At 58.5% G+C, this 14,771-nt stretch carries 14 protein-coding genes; 11 read left to right on the top strand and 3 right to left on the bottom strand.

Translation table 11 applies throughout. From position 1 onward, the window contains the following. Nucleotides 1-9 precede the first annotated feature (9 nt). Both IEV54_RS04980 and IEV54_RS04975 read right to left on the bottom strand, forming a co-directional pair. Nucleotides 10-1,356, bottom strand: a complete 1,347-nt coding sequence (locus IEV54_RS04980; protein WP_150276243.1) for a glutamine synthetase family protein — start codon at nucleotides 1,354-1,356, stop codon at nucleotides 10-12. Nucleotides 1,357-1,363: 7 nt separating this feature from the next. Then, nucleotides 1,364-2,125 (bottom strand): gamma-glutamyl-gamma-aminobutyrate hydrolase family protein, encoded by a 762-nt coding sequence (locus IEV54_RS04975; protein WP_150276242.1) that lies wholly within the window; start codon nucleotides 2,123-2,125, stop codon nucleotides 1,364-1,366. A 273-nt stretch (nucleotides 2,126-2,398) separates the two neighbouring features. Between IEV54_RS04975 and IEV54_RS04970 the strand changes: the two genes are divergently transcribed. The 5 genes from IEV54_RS04970 (at nucleotide 2,399) to aguA (ending at nucleotide 7,099) form a co-directional block, all read left to right on the top strand. Continuing rightward, the gene (locus IEV54_RS04970; protein ID WP_150276241.1) at nucleotides 2,399-3,808 is read left to right on the top strand and encodes a glutamine synthetase family protein; all 1,410 of its coding nucleotides are present in this window, start codon (nucleotides 2,399-2,401) and stop codon (nucleotides 3,806-3,808) included. A gap of 134 nt (nucleotides 3,809-3,942) precedes the next feature. Beyond that, nucleotides 3,943-4,260 (top strand): hypothetical protein, encoded by a 318-nt coding sequence (locus tag IEV54_RS04965; RefSeq protein WP_150276240.1) that lies wholly within the window; start codon nucleotides 3,943-3,945, stop codon nucleotides 4,258-4,260. Nucleotides 4,261-4,358: 98 nt separating this feature from the next. Next, nucleotides 4,359-5,015 carry a TetR/AcrR family transcriptional regulator gene (locus IEV54_RS04960; protein ID WP_188434328.1) on the top strand — a complete coding sequence of 219 codons (657 nt, stop codon included), beginning with the start codon at nucleotides 4,359-4,361 and terminating at the stop codon, nucleotides 5,013-5,015. A gap of 108 nt (nucleotides 5,016-5,123) precedes the next feature. Further along, nucleotides 5,124-6,002 (top strand): N-carbamoylputrescine amidase, encoded by an 879-nt coding sequence (aguB, locus tag IEV54_RS04955; RefSeq protein WP_150276238.1) that lies wholly within the window; start codon nucleotides 5,124-5,126, stop codon nucleotides 6,000-6,002. Further along, nucleotides 6,002-7,099, top strand: a complete 1,098-nt coding sequence (aguA, locus tag IEV54_RS04950) for an agmatine deiminase (protein ID WP_150276237.1) — start codon at nucleotides 6,002-6,004, stop codon at nucleotides 7,097-7,099. The genes aguB and aguA overlap by 1 nt, the downstream gene beginning before the upstream one ends. A 28-nt stretch (nucleotides 7,100-7,127) precedes the next feature. On the opposite strand, the gene argH is transcribed toward aguA, so the two are convergent. Continuing rightward, nucleotides 7,128-8,522 (bottom strand): argininosuccinate lyase, encoded by a 1,395-nt coding sequence (gene argH, locus IEV54_RS04945; protein WP_150276236.1) that lies wholly within the window; start codon nucleotides 8,520-8,522, stop codon nucleotides 7,128-7,130. Between the two features lie 84 nt (nucleotides 8,523-8,606). Here argH and IEV54_RS04940 point away from each other — a divergent pair, with 84 nt between their 5' ends. The 6 genes from IEV54_RS04940 to IEV54_RS04915 all read left to right on the top strand — a co-directional run bounded on the left by IEV54_RS04940 (nucleotide 8,607) and on the right by IEV54_RS04915 (nucleotide 14,758). Then, entirely contained in the window at nucleotides 8,607-9,686 is a 1,080-nt protein-coding gene (locus IEV54_RS04940; RefSeq protein ID WP_150276235.1) for a sensor histidine kinase, read from the top strand. An 11-nt stretch (nucleotides 9,687-9,697) separates the two neighbouring features. Continuing rightward, nucleotides 9,698-10,447, top strand: coding sequence for a LytR/AlgR family response regulator transcription factor (locus IEV54_RS04935; protein WP_150276234.1), 750 nt, complete (start codon nucleotides 9,698-9,700; stop codon nucleotides 10,445-10,447). A 79-nt stretch (nucleotides 10,448-10,526) separates the two neighbouring features. Beyond that, on the top strand, nucleotides 10,527-11,465 hold the full coding sequence (gene hemC / locus IEV54_RS04930; protein WP_150276233.1) for a hydroxymethylbilane synthase: 939 nt from the start codon (nucleotides 10,527-10,529) through the stop codon (nucleotides 11,463-11,465). Then, nucleotides 11,462-12,232: a uroporphyrinogen-III synthase gene (locus IEV54_RS04925; protein WP_150276232.1), complete on the top strand. Its 771-nt coding sequence runs from the start codon at nucleotides 11,462-11,464 to the stop codon at nucleotides 12,230-12,232. The genes hemC and IEV54_RS04925 overlap by 4 nt, the downstream gene beginning before the upstream one ends. Before the next feature lies 1 nt (nucleotide 12,233). Then, nucleotides 12,234-13,529 carry a uroporphyrinogen-III C-methyltransferase gene (locus tag IEV54_RS04920; protein WP_150276231.1) on the top strand — a complete coding sequence of 432 codons (1,296 nt, stop codon included), beginning with the start codon at nucleotides 12,234-12,236 and terminating at the stop codon, nucleotides 13,527-13,529. After that, nucleotides 13,526-14,758: a heme biosynthesis HemY N-terminal domain-containing protein gene (locus tag IEV54_RS04915; protein ID WP_150276230.1), complete on the top strand. Its 1,233-nt coding sequence runs from the start codon at nucleotides 13,526-13,528 to the stop codon at nucleotides 14,756-14,758. Before IEV54_RS04920 ends, IEV54_RS04915 begins: the two co-directional genes overlap by 4 nt. Nucleotides 14,759-14,771 lie beyond the last annotated feature (13 nt).

Below are 14,771 nucleotides of genomic sequence, written 5' to 3'. Positions count from 1 at the left end.
TTGGCCGGCCTAGACGCTCAACAGCAGGAACTCGCGCTCCCAGCTACTGATCACGCGCTTGTAGTTTTCATGCTCGACGCGCTTCACTGCTACGTAGCCGCGGCAGAACTTGCTGCCCAGTACTGCCTCCACGTCGCTGCACTGCTCCATACGTTCCAGCGCCGACTCGAGCGTTAGCGGCAGACGCAGGTTGCGTCGCTCATAGGCCCTGCCCTTGACTGGTGCAGATGGATCCATCTTGCCAACCATACCCAGGTAACCGCATAGCAAGCTGGCCGCAATCGCAATATAGGGGTTGGCGTCCGCCCCTGGCAGGCGGTTTTCCACGCGGCGGTTCTGCGGTGTCGAATCCGGCACTCTCAGGCCAGCAGTGCGGTTCTCTTCACCCCATTCGACGTTGACCGGTGCGGAAGTATCCGGCAGAAATCGACGGAACGAGTTGACGTTGGGCGCGAACAGCGGCAACACCTCGGGTATATAACGCTGCAAGCCACCAATATGGTGCAAAAATAGCTCGCTCATGCTGCCGTCAGGATTAGAGAAGATATTTTTGCCTGTCTTGCGGTCGACGATGCTCTGGTGCAGGTGCATCGCGCTGCCCGGCTCATTGGTGATCGGCTTGGCCATAAAGGTGGCAGTCATGTCGTGCTTGAGTGCCGCCTCGCGCATAGTGCGTTTGAACACCAGAATCTGATCGGCCAGGTGCAGTGGGTCGCCGTGACGGAAATTGATTTCCATCTGCGCCGTGCCTTCCTCGTGGATCAACGTATCCAGATCCAGGCCCTGGGCTTCACACCAGTCGTACATGTCTTCGAACAAGGGGTCGAACTCGTTGGCAGCATCGATCGAGAACGACTGGCGGCCGGTTTCCTGACGTCCGGACCGGCCTATTGGCGGCTGCAGCGGCAGGTCGGGATCTTCGTTGCGTTTGGTCAGGTAGAACTCCATCTCGGGAGCGACCAGTGGCTGCCAGCCCTTGTCGGCATACAGCTTGAGAACCTTCTTGAGAATGTTGCGCGGCGACATCTCGATCGGTTCGCCGGTCTTGTCATAGCAATCGTGAATAATTTGCGCGGTCGGCTCGATCGCCCAGGGCACAAGGTAAATGCCGGTGAAATCGGGCTTGCAGATCATGTCGATGTCGGCAGGATCGAGCAGGTCATAATAAATGTCGTCCTCGACATAATCACCTGTGACCGATTGCAGCAAAATGCTTTCGGGTAGGCGCATGCCTTTTTCCGAAATAAATTTCATTGTCGGTGCAATTTTGCCCCGGGCAATGCCGGTGAGGTCGCTGACCATGCATTCGACTTCGGTGATCTTGTGTTCTTTCAGCCATGCTTCGATGTTGTTCATAAAATCCTCAGGAGTGCCGCGCCGCTCTGGCGCGGCAGGCGTCTCCAAACGCCTGGAATAGGGATAGATAGAAAGGATTGTCACAAACCTGCCATTCCGGATGCCATTGCACGCCTAGCGCGAACGCTGGGGAATCGACAACGGAAAAGGCCTCGATCAATCCGTCTGCTGCGGTAGCTTCAGCTCGCAATCCGGCACCCAGCCGGTCAACACCCTGAGTATGCAGGGAGTTGACCTGTGCCGAATTGCGACCGGCAATTCGCTGCAGAAGGCCCCCCGGTTCCAGCTTGACCTCATGGGCCGGTCCATACTGGACTGCCACGGGTTGTTCCTTGTTTTCCCGATGTTCAATATAGCCGCCTACTTCATGCAGACGCTGATGCAGGCTGCCGCCAAAGACAACATTCATTTCCTGAAAGCCGCGACAGATACAGAGCACCGGAATGCCTCGGTCGATTGCTGTCTTTATAAGCGGTAGAGTGGTGGCATCGCGCTTGGGGTCGTGCCGCGTACCTTCCGCGCTGGCGGGGCCCTGGTAATGATGGGGCTCGACGTTGGAGGGTGATCCGGTGAACATCAGGCCGTCGACGGTATCGAGCAGCTGGTCCGTAGCCAGACGTTCGCCCAGCGCCGGAATCAGCAGTGGCAAGCCGTCGGCACCGTCGACGATGCCAAGGATGTATTTTTCACCTACTATATGGAAAGGGTGCAGGCCCAGCTGATCGGTGCAGCAGGTGATGCCAATCAGGGGTTTTTGAGTAGATGACATGGTTTGCAGCCTGTAGTGAATAACATACATGAATTCATTGTTGTTCAATTTTTCATACAATAGCAACAAAAAATAATTAACACAAAACCCGCCATCAAGGTTCCGATACAGGCATTCAAAAATGCCTCGCAGCCCTGTTTGCGGCCTTATTTGGTGCGGCATGCACCCTATTTGTGCATCAGTGATTCTATTGACTCGTCATAGGCTTTCAGATTTACTCTCTCCCTGTAGCCAACGTGATTGATATATTTTACAAACAACAGGTGACATTCCATGCAATCCCAACCCGGAGCGGACTCTGCAGCAGCCATCGCTGCGCCCGTCAGTGTCCAGGAAGCTGAGGCCTTTTTGGCCGAGCATCCGGAAATCCATTTTATTGACCTTCTTATTGCCGATATGAACGGCATCGTCCGCGGTAAGCGCATAGATCGGTCGGCACTGCTCAAGGCCTACGAAAGAGGCATTGCACTGCCAGCATCGATCTTTGCCCTCAACATCCAGGGCACTACGGTTGAAGAAACCGGCCTGGGGCTGGAAATAGGCGATGCGGATCGGATATGTCTGCCCATCCCCGGCACTCTGAATGTTGAGCCCTGGCAAAAGCGGCCCACCGGGCAGTTGCTGATGACCATGTATGAGGTCGACCGCAAGACGCCCTTCTTCGCAGACCCGCGCTATGTGCTCCAGCGCATTGTTCAACGTTTCAGCGAACTGGGCCTCAAGCCGGTCTCCGCTTTCGAGCTGGAGTTTTACCTGATCGACCAGGAAAACATTACCGGTCGGCCGCAGCCGCCGCGCTCGCCGATGTCAGGCAAGCGCCCCAATTCCGTTCAGGTCTACTCGATGGACGATCTGGACGAGTACGCCGAGTTCCTCCAGGACGTCATCGAAGCTGCCCACGAACAGGGCATCCCCGCTGACGCCATTGTCGCGGAATCGGCGCCGGGCCAGTTCGAGGTCAACCTGCACCATGTGGATGACCCGGTCGTGGCCTGTGACTACAACGTGCTGCTCAAGCGGGTGATCAAGAGCGTAGCCTACGACCATGAAATGGATACTACATTCATGGCCAAGCCCTACTACGATCAGGCCGGCAACGGTATGCACGTGCATATCAGTCTGGAGGACGAACAGGGCAAGAACATTTTCGCTCCCAACGCCGATGGTACGCTGAGCGAGACCCTCCGCTGGGCGGTCGGCGGCCTGCTGCAGACGCTGCCGGAATACATGGCCTTCCTGTGTCCGAACGTGAACTCCTATCGCCGCTTCAGTCCGAGCTTTTTCGTACCCTGCGCAGCTACCTGGGGTATCGATAACCGCACTGTGGCTGTTCGTGTGCCCGGTGGCGAGCCCGATGCGATGCGCATCGAGCACCGTCTGGCTGGCGCCGATGCCAACCCCTATCTGTTGATGGCGGCACTGCTTTCGGCTATCCATTACGGTATCAGCAACAAGATCGAACCGCCGGAAATGACGGAGGGCAATGCCTACGACCAGCACGAGGCTTCCTTGCCAACCAACCTGCGCGATGCTCTGCGGTCGCTGGAGACCTCGGAGGTAATGAAGGAATACATCGGCGAGGAGTATCTTGACGTGTTCGTCCTGTGCAAGGAAAGCGAGCAGGAAGAGTTCGAGCGCACCATCTCCGATCTGGAGTACATGTGGTACCTGCATACGGTCTGATCGATGTGCGGCTGAAGATCAATCCCGCCCCTGAGGCGGGATTGTTGTTTTCAGGCTCTTCTTCGGACGGACGGCCCGAACTTCCCGCTAGCGTCATGCTCGAATGCAGAACACGCGTACGACAGGAGTGCTCGATGAAAAACCGTCTGACATACCGGATCCTGGCTATTGCCATGGGTGCGTTGCTGGTTGCAACTCAAGTGCAGGCTGCCGATACCACGGGTGCGCATACCGGTTCGGGTCACCGCATTCACCAGCAGGATAATGACGCTGGTGGGAGCGGCTCGATCGGCGGAGGTCCTCGCGTGGTGAATCCCGATGACGACAACGGTTATCAGAGTGATTCCACCATCCACCGCACAGGGGGCGATGAACGGACCAATGCCGATGGCAGTGAGTTCGAAACTGATCTTGACGGGACCAGCAACACCACCTTTCCTGGCGACGATTAATTTGCCGGCGGATCTCGGCATCGACCTGCGGGGGCGATGGACACCTGTGCTATCTTCCCCATGCAGGTACCCATGTGCGCCCACGGATGCGAGAGATCATGTCAGCCGTCAAACCTCTGCCCAAACGCCGAGCCAGTAGTCAGGAGCGCATCGATCGCATTCTGGATGCGACAGTGACCTTGCTGGCGCAGCGCTCGCTCGGCGAGTTGTCAATTTATGCCATTGCTGCTCAGGCCGATATTCCCCCTTCTTCGGTTTATCACTTTTTCCCGCAGCTTGCCGACGTGCTTGCTGCTCTGGCGGAGCGAGTCTTTGCGGAGCTGGATGGCGTTCTGGGAGCTGCGCCGGCCGGATTCGAGCCGGCGAGTTGGATGGAGCTTATCGAGCGCCTGGAAGATCGCTTCCAGCAGTATTATCAGTCGCACCCAGCAGCTCGCGAGCTGATTCTGGGTGCCCATGAGCTTGCGGGTGTGCGCCAGGCCGACCGCCACCATGACAGACTTTTGGGTCAGAGTTTGCGCGCCTATCTGGCTCGGTATTACCAGTTGCCAGCGTTGCCGGAGGATGTGGATATCTTTGCCTTGGCGATGCAGGCGGCGGACAAACTGCTGGCGGCAGACCACCAGCAGCATGGGGAGTTGACCGCGCCCATGCGGCGGGAGGCCAAGCGCATGATGGTAGCCTACCTCGGACTCTATCTGCCGCCTGTGTTGCCGCGAGCGAGTGACGCAGCCGATACGGATCCGTTGATGTGATCGATAGTTGTCGTACTGAATGCCGTATTTGATGTAAAACAGGATAATTATTTTGTTTAGCGGATATTTATCCGGTATAAGGTTTTATCAATCTATCAGGAGACCGCCATGACCCGCCTTGTCAGTGTCGCTGCTACCCAAATGAGTTGCTCGTGGGATCGTCAGGACAACATAGCCAAAGCCGAGAAGCTGGTGCGTGAAGCTGCGGCCAGAGGCGCTCAGATCATTCTGATTCAGGAGTTGTTCGAGACCCCCTATTTTTGCCAGAAGCCCAATGCTGAGTATCTGCAATTGGCAACAGAAGTCGACAGTAATCCGGCTATTGCGCATTTTAAGGCGCTGGCCAAGGAGCTCGAGGTCGTTTTGCCGATCAGTTTCTTTGAGCTGGCCGGGCGAGCGCGCTTCAATAGTGTGGTGATCCTTGATGCCGATGGTCGCAATCTGGGTTTGTACCGCAAAAGCCATATTCCTGATGGCCCGGGCTACCACGAAAAGTATTACTTCAATCCTGGCGATACCGGCTTCAAGGTGTGGCAGACCCGCTATGCAAAGATTGGCGTGGGCATTTGCTGGGACCAGTGGTTTCCCGAGTGCGCACGCGCCATGGCCTTGATGGGTGCCGAGATCCTGTTTTATCCGACGGCGATTGGCAGTGAGCCCCATGATTCGACGATCAGCTCCCGGGATCATTGGCAGCGGGTGCAGCAGGGGCATGCCGGAGCGAATCTGATGCCGCTGGTAGCCAGTAATCGCATCGGTCGCGAAGAGCAGGACGGATACGAGATCACCTTTTACGGCTCATCGTTCATCGCCGATCAGTTCGGTGAAAAGGTGCAGGAAGCCAACGAAACGGACGAGACTGTGCTTGTTCAGCAGTTCGATCTGGATCAGCTGGAGCATATACGCAGCGCCTGGGGCAGCTTCCGTGATCGACGGCCGAATCTGTACGGTCCGCTGAAAACCCTCGATGGTTCACTGGAGTCCTGATGTACACATTGCATAGCACGCCCCGCGCAGACAGTTACAGCATGCCCGCCGAATGGGCCCCGCATAGCCAGACCTGGATGATCTGGCCCGAGCGTTCGGACAACTGGCGCCAGGGCGGCAAGCCTGCCCAGGCCGCGTTTGCCGAGGTTGCCAAGGCCATTGCCGGGTTCGAGCCCGTCACCGTCTGTGTTTCGCAGGCGCAGTATGAGAACGCCAATCTGCAGTTGAGTCACCCCGGCATCCGGGTGATCGAGTTGAGTTCAGATGACGCCTGGGTGCGCGACACTGGCCCCACCTTTGTTACCAATAGCCAGGGTGGTCTGCGCGGGGTGGACTGGACGTTCAACGCCTGGGGCGGTTTCAACGGTGGTCTTTACTGGCCCTGGCAGCGTGACGATCAGGTGGCCGACAAGATTCTCGGGATTGAACGCTGCCCGCGCTACCGTACCGAGGGGTTTGTACTCGAGGGTGGATCGATCCATGTGGATGGCGAAGGCACCTTGCTGACCACCGAGGAGTGTCTGCTCAACAGCAACCGCAATCCGCACCTGCTGCGCGAGGAAATCGAAGTGGTTCTAGCCGACCACCTGGGCATCAGCAAGGTGATCTGGTTGCCGGAAGGTCTCTATAACGACGAGACCGACGGCCATGTGGACAACTTCTGTTGTTTCGTACGCCCCGGCGAGGTGTTGCTGGCCTGGACAGACGACGAGAGTGATCCCAATTATCCGCGCTGCCAGGCGGCGCTGCGGGTGCTGCAGGCCAGTCGAGATGCGCAGGGTCGCGAGCTGGTTGTGCACAAGATGCCGATTCCGGGTCCACTGTATGCGACCGCGGAAGAATGCGCCGGAGTTGACCGGGTAGCAGGCAGTCAACCACGGGATCCATCGATCCGGTTGGCCGGTTCCTACGTCAATTTTCTGATCGTAAACGACGGCATTATTGCACCCAGTTTCGACGACCCGCAGGACGAGCCGGCCCGCGAGCTACTGCAGCAGCTGTTCCCGGACCGCCGGGTAGTGACGGTGCCGGGCCGTGAGATTCTGCTTGGTGGCGGCAATATCCACTGCATAACCCAGCAGCAGCCCGCCACCTGAACAGGCGGCGGACCAGGGTTCATGCAGTTCAGCTGGCGAGCAGGTCGCGACCGCGCACTACGGCGGCGCGAACCTGGGCTGGAGCCGTGCCGCCAATGTGGTCACGGGCATTGACCGAGCCTTCCAGCGTCAAGACATCAAACACATCCTTCTCGATCTGATCGCTGAATTGGCGCAGTTCTTCAAGACTCATTTCGGCCAGATCCTTGCCGCTTTCCACGCCAAATTTGACCGCATGTCCGACGATCTCGTGGCAGTCACGGAAGGGCAGGCCACGGCGAACCAGGTAGTCGGCCAGGTCCGTAGCAGTGGAAAAACCGCGCAAGGCCGCCTCACGCATGGCCTCGACATTCGGCTGGATTGCCGGGATCATGTCGGCGAAGGCGCGAAGACAGTCGCGCAGGGTATCCACGGCGTCAAACAGGGGCTCCTTGTCTTCCTGGTTGTCCTTGTTATAAGCCAGTGGCTGGCTTTTCATCAGGGTCAGCAGGCTCATCAGTTGGCCATACACGCGACCGGTCTTGCCGCGCACCAGCTCGGGCACGTCAGGGTTCTTTTTCTGCGGCATGATCGAGGAGCCGGTGCAAAACCGGTCAGGCAATTCGATGAAGTTGAACTGGGCACTAGTCCAGAGCACCAGCTCTTCGGAGAAGCGTGACATGTGCATCATGGCCAGTGAGGCCGCAGCGCAGAATTCGATGGCAAAATCGCGATCCGATACGCCGTCCAGTGAGTTGCCGGAGACAGCATCAAAACCGAGCAGCTCACAGGTGATGCTGCGATCAATCGGGTAAGTGGTGCCTGCCAATGCGGCGCTGCCCAGGGGCATGCGGTTGACCCGCTTGCGGCAATCGAGAAGGCGCTCGCGGTCGCGGCTGAGCATCTCGAACCAGGCCAGCAGATGATGGCCGAAGGTCACCGGTTGCGCGGTCTGCAGGTGGGTAAAGCCGGGCATGATGACCGCTGCATGGCGTTCGGCCTGGTCCAGCAGTCCGGTCTGCAGGCGTTGCAGCTCGACCAGAATCACGTCGATCTCCTCGCGCAGCCAGAGACGAATATCGGTCGCCACCTGATCGTTGCGTGAGCGCCCGGTGTGCAGCTTCTTGCCGGTAACACCGATTTGCGCGGTCAGTCGCGCCTCGATGTTCATGTGCACATCTTCCAGATCAACACGCCAGTCGAACTGCCCGGCCTCGATTTCGCTCTGGATGCTGTGCAGGCCGGCGATAATGCTGTCGCGTTCTTCTTCGCTTAGCACGCCGACGCGGGCAAGCATCGTCGCATGGGCGATGGAGCCCTGGATGTCCTGTTTGTATAAACGCTTGTCGAAATCAACCGAGGCGGTGAAGCGGGCTACAAAGGCGTCGACGGGCTCACTGAAGCGGCCGCCCCAGGATTGGTTGGTTGTCTGATCTTGGCTCATAGGTCGGGTTGTTCCGCTGGCAAAAGCCCATAGCATACCACTTCATGCTTGCGCGATGGCGCCCCGCTGGCGGACACTTGAGTGATGAAGAACGGACTCTGGACACTGCTTGCGCAACCCTACTCGGGGGAAGATTTCTTTCTCCCCGACCTGTGCTCGTCCGTTGCCGTTTTTACTCTGGTTGTGCTGGCTGAGCTTCTGGTACTTACCTGGGTCCTGGCAGTACCTTCCGCCAAGGGTTTTGACTGGCTGAGCCTGGCCATGGCATCGCTTTTCGTGCAATGGATTGTGCTGTTGTCAGCGGCATTGCTATGCCGCCTGCGCGGCTGGATTCAGCGGCGTGCTCTGTGGATAGCGATCGCGGTCTGTCTGCTGGTAGTGGTTGGTCTCACCCTCATATTTACCGTCCTGGCCGACTGGGTACTCAAGCAGGGTATGCTTGGTGCGCCTCAGTTGCAGGCCGGGCAGATGCTGCGCCACGGTCTCATCGCCCTGATCATGACGGGTTTGCTGTTACGCTATTTCTATCTGCAACAGCAGTGGCAACGCCAGCATGAGGCCGAGCTCAAGGCTCGGCTGCAATCGCTGCAGTCACGCATACAGCCACACTTTCTGTTCAATAGTCTCAATAGTATCGTCAGTCTGATCGGCAGTGCCCCGGACAGAGCCGAATCGGCAGTGCTCGACCTGGCCGATCTGTTTCGCGCGAATCTGGCTGAGGTCGGGGGTGTTGCTACCTGGGAGGAGGAGCGGCACCTTTGCGAAGGCTATTTGCGCATCGAGCATTACCGGCTCGGTGAGCGGTTGCAGGTTGAGTGGCAGTGCGATTTGCCGGCGCACACTCCGATGCCATTGCTGACTCTGCAGCCTTTGCTGGAAAACGCTATCTTGCACGGGCTCCAGCCCAGTCTGACGGGGGGTAATATCCGCATCTCCGCGGGGCTGCATGGCGGGGTAGTCGAACTGTTGGTGTCAAACAGTTGTCCATCATTGACGAACAATCATGAGGGCAGTCGCATGGCGCTGGACAATATCCGTGCACGCATGAATGTGCTATTCGGTCCTCAGGCCAAGCTGGAAGCCTGGCGCGAGGGGGAGCGCTTCTTCAGCAGGCTGGTCTATCCTGTTAGTCACACGTCCTCAATCTTGCAGAGAAGTCATTAAGGCATGAAGGCATGAAAGTACTTGTAGCCGACGATGAACCACTGGCCCGGGAACGCTTGTCACGTTTGCTCGATGCGTTGCCTGGTTACCAACCCTTGCCGGATATGGCGAGCAACGGGCAGGAGACGCTCGACCTGGTGCAGCGTGAGCATCCCGATATAGTCCTTCTGGATATAAAAATGCCCGGTCTGGATGGATTGCAGACGGCGGCGAAGCTGTGTGAGATGCCTGACGCGCCAGCGGTTATCTTCTGCACTGCCCATGGCGAGTATGCCCTGGATGCCTTTGCGGTCAGTGCCGTGGGCTACTTGCTCAAACCTGTGCGTAGCGAGGCCCTGGCCGACGCACTGGCCAAAGCGCAAAAACTCAATCGAGTGCAGTTGTGCAGCCTGGGTCGCGCCAGCGGTCAGGGCGAGGGTAGCCCGGCGCGTAGCCATATCAGCGCACGTACCCGCAAGGGTGTGGAGCTGATCCCGATCGACGAGGTCCTGTATTTCATCGCTGATCACAAATATGTCACCCTCCGTCATACCGGCGGCGAGGTCCTGCTGGATGAACCGTTGAAGGCACTGGAAGACGAATTTGGCGATTATTTCGTCCGGATACATCGTAACGCGTTGGTGGCGCGGCATCGCATCGAGCGCTTGCAGCGCAGTTCTGTAGGGCATTTCCATCTGCACCTCAAAGGGCTGCCTGATGAAAATCTGACGGTCAGCCGTCGTCACGTACCGGGTTTGCGCAAACTGATGGATCATCTGTGATTGCCGGCTTCAGGGAAGCTCGCATGGATGCATGCCGGAGCATGGCGTATCATGCAGACTGGTTTTGAGCGAGAATCCCATGAGTCGACATCTGCGTATTGCCACCCGCAAGAGCGCCCTGGCCCTGTGGCAGGCCGAGTACGTCAAGGCACGTCTGGAACAACTCCACCCCGAAGTTACCGTCACGCTGGTGCCGATGGTCAGCCGTGGCGATCAGCTACTGGATTCGCCGTTAGCCAAAATCGGCGGTAAGGGTCTGTTCGTCAAGGAGCTGGAAGCAGCGATCATCAGCGACCAGGCTGACCTGGCGGTGCATTCCATGAAAGATGTACCCATGGCCTTCCCCGAAGGCTTGGGATTGTATGTGATCTGCGAGCGCGAGGACCCGCGCGACGCCTTTGTTTCCAATCAATATGAAAATGTCGACAGCCTCCCCCAGGGCAGTGTTGTGGGGACTTCAAGCTTGAGACGCCAGGCGCAGATCATGGCCCGACGGCCTGACCTGCAAGTACGTTTTCTGCGCGGTAACGTGAATACCCGTCTGGCCAAGCTGGATGCCGGAGAATACGACGCAATCATTCTGGCTGCTGCTGGTCTCATGCGTCTGGGCTTTCACGACCGCATCCGTTATGCAATGCCCCCCGAGGAAAGCCTTCCGGCCGGCGGCCAGGGCGCGGTGGGTATTGAATGTCGCAGTGACGATCAGGAACTGCATGCGCTTCTTGCCCCTTTGAATGATGAGGACAGCGCCTTGCGGGTGCGCGCGGAACGAGCGTTGAATACACACCTCAACGGGGGCTGTCAGGTACCGATTGCCTGCTATGCCGAGCGCCAGAACGGCGAGATATGGTTGCGTGGGATGGTCGGAGATCCCGATGGCACCTTGTTGCTGACGGCGGAGGGTCGCGGTCCTGAGGCCAGCCCGGAGGCACTGGGCATTCGCGTGGCGGAAGATCTGCTTGGTCAGGGTGCACAGAAGATTCTTGATGCGGTCTATCTGGGAGCCGAGAGTCGGTGACACCCGCAATACTGCTCACCCGCCAACCTGCGGACAACCAACGATTGGCGGGAAGGCTCGATGCCCTGGGCATAAGAAGTTATTGCACGCCCCTGCTGCAGATCCGGGCGGTCGAAGAAAGCAGTGAGCAGCGAAGTTTGCTGCTGGATCTGGATCGTTATCAGGCGGTGATAGCGGTCAGTCCTGTGGCTGCGCGGTTGGGCCTGGAGCGGCTTGACCGTTATTGGCCGCAGGTTCCGCTGGGCATAGATTGGTTTGCCGTGGGCGAAACCACCGCAGGTATTCTGCGCCAATACGACCTGCCGGCCCAGGCGCCGCTGGATGGCCAGGACAGTGAGGCGCTGTTGGCTTTGCCGCGCTGGGAAGCACTTCTTGCCGAGCCGAATCTGCGGGTGATGATCTGGCGCGGCGTGGGTGGGCGCGAGCACCTTGCTTCGCGCATAGCTTTTGCTGGCGGGCAGGTAGACTATCTTGAGTTGTATCAGCGCCTGCCCGCGGACGGCTTGCCACAATCGATCGAGGCTGCCCGCCAGGCCGGCGTACGTGGCATAGTGGTACTCAGTGTTCAGGCGCTGGAATACTGGCATGCAGCTGCTGGACAGGAATGGTTGCAGCAACGTCTCTGGCGCTGCTGGGTTCCCGGCAATCGGGTGGCCAAACGGGCTGCCGAGCTGGGCTGCGAAGACATAATAATGTGCAACGGTGCGGATGATGACGCGTTAGTTACCGCCATCAATGCCCACCGGCTGACAGTACAAGGGGAATAGCGTGGAACCGATCGACCCGAGCAAGAGCGGCAGCAAGGATAACGCCACAGATCACGCTGCCAGCGATGATTCCATCAAGTCTGAAAAAAACCGGGCAGAAGGCCCCGGCACTGGGCCGGTCGGTGCGCACCCGGAATCTTCTGCAGGCGCTAAACCCGTGACTGGCGCCCAGTCCGATATTTCGAAGCCGTCTGCAAGCGCTTCTACGGCTAACGCGGGTCTGGGCGGCAAGGGTAAGACACCACCTCCCGGGACCAGAGCGTCAAAGGGTAACAATGGATCGGGGCGGGGTCTGGCTGCAGTAGCGCTGATAGTTGCCATCGCGGCCCTCGGCCTGCAAGCCTGGCAGTGGCAAACAGATAACCAGCAGGCCGCAGTGCAAGGAGAGGAACTGAGCGGACAGATGGAGCAGTTGGCTAATGCGCAGCGCCGTGGCCAGCAGTCCATGCAGGCACGGCTGGAGGGACTTCCCGATGGCGCCACGTGGCAACAGATGCAAAGCCTGGCCGCCGAGCTTCAACGCAGCCAGAGAGCCCTGAGTCAGGAGTTGGACGTCATACGCGGGGATGCTCGTGCTGACTGGAAACTGGCCGAAGCGGAATATCTGCTGCGCCTGGCGAGTCTGCGATTGCTGGCCGCCCAGGATGTCAGGTCAGCCCGTGAGTTGTTGGAAGCGGTTGACTCCATCCTGCGCGAGCAACCCGACAGCGGGGTATTTGCAGTACGCGAGGCGTTGGCGCAGGTTCAGGCATCTATCGAAGCGTTACCTGAAATTGATCGCTCGGGTATCTATCTGCGACTGGCGGCATTGCACGAGCAGGTCAACCGGCTGGTTCTGTTGCCGGTGCCGGAGTTCGACCCAGACGCAATCAGCGCAGAGGAGGAATATGAGGATCGACTCTCACGCCGGACTCGCGCCGAGCGCGTACTCATGCGTCTGGAACGCTATGTGCGTGTGGATTTCCAGCGCGGCAAGGTCATTACCCCCCTGCTGGATGAGGCGGAGATGCAACGGGTTCGTCGTACCCTGCAATTGACCATGGAGCAGGCTCAGTGGGCTGCTCTTCGCGGAGAAAGCGCCATATACCAGGCTAGCCTGACTCAGGCGAAGAATATTCTGCAGCAGTTCTTCGAGCTGGAGAATCCGCAGGTGAAGGCAATGCAGAGTCAGCTCACTGCATTGGCTGAACGCCAGGTCGATCTTGATGCGCCAGATCTTTCGGATGTTCAACAGGATCTCGCTGCCTACATCCAGAGTCGTCGTAGCCCAACCAATAGTGGGGAGGGCGCTCAATGAGCAAAAGTTATCTGGCTGTACTGGCCATATTGCTGGTCGCTGCTCTACTGGGTATGGCGGTAGCCGAGGACCCGGGCTACCTGTTGATTGCCTGGCGAAATATGTCGATCGAAACCAGTATCTGGGTCGGGATTGCCTTTCTACTGGCGCTCTGGCTGGTGCTTTCTTTGCTGCGTGCAGTGGTTCGTCTGCTTAATGTGTCGGGTCGTAGAATCAACCCCTGGTCCCGGCATAACCGCCAGCGTCGGGCCAACCAGGTCACGACCCGGGGCCTTCTGGAATTTGCCGAAGGCCACTGGGCCGAAGCAATGAGATTACTCAAGCGCTCGGCACCCCACGCTGAGCAGCCATTGATCAATTACCTTGTGGCGGCCCGGGCTGCTCACGAGCTGGAAGATTATGCCCAGTGCGACGGCCTGTTGCGCGAGGCTTACGAGACCACTCCTCAGGCTGACGTTGCCATCGCGGTGACCCAGGCGCAGCTACAGATCGCTCGCGGTCAACTGGAGCAGGCTCTGGCCTCGCTGACGCGGCTGCGCAAGGACCATCCCAAGCATCTTTATGCCTTGAAACTGATGGGCCAGCTCTACGCCAAACTGGAAGACTGGTCCCGGTTGGAGAAGCTTCTACCGGAGTTGCGCCGGCACAAGCTGCTGAGTCCTGGCGATCAGGAAAGCCTGGAGCATCAGGTTTATATCGCCCTGCTCGGGGAGGCCGGCCAGCGTCGACAAACGGAACCCGGTCAGGCCGATATGCTGACAGCGCTCTGGGAGCGGCTGCCCAAGCATCTACGGCACGATCCGGCGCTGGTCGAGGCCTACTGCATTCAGTTGCGTCATCAGGGTCGCAGCGATGAAGCGGAGACGATTTTGCGCGCTGCCCTGCGCGAAGGTTTCAACGAACGACTGATCCATCTTTATGGTCTGGTGGAGGGTAAGGATCCTGCTCGCCAATTGAGCAGCGCAGAGCACTGGCTGGCCGACCACCCGCATAATGCTACTCTGTTGCTGGCCCTGGGTCGGCTGGCGTTACGCAACAAGTTGTGGGGTAAGGCAAGGGAATACCTCGATGCCAGCTTTACCAGCAAGCGGGATATTCAAACCTGTGCGGAGCTGGTTAGGTTGCTGGAGCATATGGGCGACCAGAAAAGCAGTCAGCAAATGCTGCGTCAGGGATTTGACCTGATGGTGCACGACTTGCCCGAGCTGCCGATGCCGGATGCTCGCTGAGTAGGCCAGCGCC

Source organism: Halopseudomonas salina (assembly GCF_014637955.1).
Classification (GTDB): Bacteria; Pseudomonadota; Gammaproteobacteria; order Pseudomonadales; family Pseudomonadaceae; genus Halopseudomonas; species Halopseudomonas salina.
Note: the sequence above shows the minus strand (reverse complement) of the source record. Positions and strands in the feature narration are given on the sequence as shown.

Excerpts from the sequence above, each read along its gene's own strand:
- IEV54_RS04980 (WP_150276243.1), bottom strand. The coding sequence starts at position 1,356 with ATGAACAACATCGAAGCATGGCTGAAAGAACACAAGATCACCGAAGTC.
- IEV54_RS04975 (WP_150276242.1), bottom strand. The coding sequence starts at position 2,125 with ATGTCATCTACTCAAAAACCCCTGATTGGCATCACCTGCTGCACCGAT.
- IEV54_RS04970 (WP_150276241.1), top strand. The coding sequence starts at position 2,399 with ATGCAATCCCAACCCGGAGCGGACTCTGCAGCAGCCATCGCTGCGCCC.
- IEV54_RS04965 (WP_150276240.1), top strand. The coding sequence starts at position 3,943 with ATGAAAAACCGTCTGACATACCGGATCCTGGCTATTGCCATGGGTGCG.
- IEV54_RS04960 (WP_188434328.1), top strand. The coding sequence starts at position 4,359 with ATGTCAGCCGTCAAACCTCTGCCCAAACGCCGAGCCAGTAGTCAGGAG.
- aguB (WP_150276238.1), top strand. The coding sequence starts at position 5,124 with ATGACCCGCCTTGTCAGTGTCGCTGCTACCCAAATGAGTTGCTCGTGG.
- aguA (WP_150276237.1), top strand. The coding sequence starts at position 6,002 with ATGTACACATTGCATAGCACGCCCCGCGCAGACAGTTACAGCATGCCC.
- argH (WP_150276236.1), bottom strand. The coding sequence starts at position 8,522 with ATGAGCCAAGATCAGACAACCAACCAATCCTGGGGCGGCCGCTTCAGT.
- IEV54_RS04940 (WP_150276235.1), top strand. The coding sequence starts at position 8,607 with ATGAAGAACGGACTCTGGACACTGCTTGCGCAACCCTACTCGGGGGAA.
- IEV54_RS04935 (WP_150276234.1), top strand. The coding sequence starts at position 9,698 with ATGAAAGTACTTGTAGCCGACGATGAACCACTGGCCCGGGAACGCTTG.
- hemC (WP_150276233.1), top strand. The coding sequence starts at position 10,527 with ATGAGTCGACATCTGCGTATTGCCACCCGCAAGAGCGCCCTGGCCCTG.
- IEV54_RS04915 (WP_150276230.1), top strand. The coding sequence starts at position 13,526 with ATGAGCAAAAGTTATCTGGCTGTACTGGCCATATTGCTGGTCGCTGCT.